This is a genomic window from Synechococcus sp. RC10A2 (assembly GCF_047502605.1).
In genome coordinates, this window is record NZ_JANSHP010000010.1 from 1 (window position 1) to 1,161 (window position 1,161).

A 1,161-nucleotide genomic window follows, 5' to 3' on the forward strand; every position below is an offset into this window, starting at 1 on the left:
GGTAGTTGACAGAACTTAACGGATGATTTAAGGTTAGGTTGTCAATCTTCGCGCTTCCTCAGGGAAGTTTGCCATCATGACCACTGTTATCCAACGTCGCTCAACCAGCAACGTGTGGGAGCAGTTTTGCGAGTGGGTCACCTCCACCGACAACCGCCTCTACATCGGTTGGTTCGGGGTGCTGATGATCCCCACCCTGCTGACTGCCACCACCTGCTTCATCATTGCCTTCATTGGTGCTCCCCCGGTGGACATCGACGGGATTCGCGAGCCAGTTTCGGGTTCGTTGCTGTATGGCAACAACATCATCACCGGCGCGGTGGTGCCTTCTTCGGCTGCGATTGGCCTGCACTTTTACCCGATTTGGGAAGCCGCTTCTTTGGACGAGTGGCTGTACAACGGCGGCCCCTACCAGCTGATTGTGCTGCACTTTTTGATTGGGGTGTTCTGCTACATGGGCCGGGAGTGGGAGCTGAGCTACCGCTTGGGGATGCGTCCCTGGATTGCGGTGGCTTACTCGGCGCCGGTGGCGGCGGCGACGGCCGTGTTTTTGATTTACCCGATTGGGCAAGGCTCGTTTTCGGACGGGATGCCGCTGGGGATTTCGGGGACGTTCAACTTCATGTTGGTGTTCCAAGCGGAGCACAACATTTTGATGCACCCGTTCCACCAGCTGGGCGTGGCCGGCGTGTTTGGGGGTGCGCTGTTTAGTGCGATGCACGGGTCGTTGGTGACCTCGAGCCTGATTCGGGAGACTTCGGAGGAGGAGTCGCAGAACTTGGGTTACAAGTTTGGGCAAGAGGAAGAGACCTACAACATCGTGGCGGCGCACGGGTATTTTGGCCGGTTGATTTTCCAATATGCGTCGTTCAACAACAGCCGGAGCCTGCACTTTTTCCTGGCGGCGTGGCCTGTGATTGGGATTTGGTTTACGGCGCTGGGGATCAGCATCATGGCGTTCAACCTGAACGGGTTCAACTTCAACCAGTCGATTGTGGACAGCAACGGTCGCGTGGTTGGGACGTGGGCGGATGTGCTCAACCGTGCCAACCTGGGGATGGAAGTGATGCACGAGCGGAATGCGCACAACTTCCCGCTGGACCTGGCGGCGGTGGAAGTGGCGCCGGCCATCCGCGGCTAATCCACTCCTGACCTAGTCGA

Annotated in this window: 1 protein-coding gene; it reads left to right on the top strand. The window is 57.9% G+C overall.

What is annotated here, in order from left to right:
• The first annotated feature begins 76 nt into the window (after positions 1-76).
• Entirely contained in the window at positions 77-1,141 is a 1,065-nt protein-coding gene (gene psbA / locus NW848_RS00990; protein WP_011430136.1) for a photosystem II q(b) protein, read from the top strand.
• Positions 1,142-1,161 lie beyond the last annotated feature (20 nt).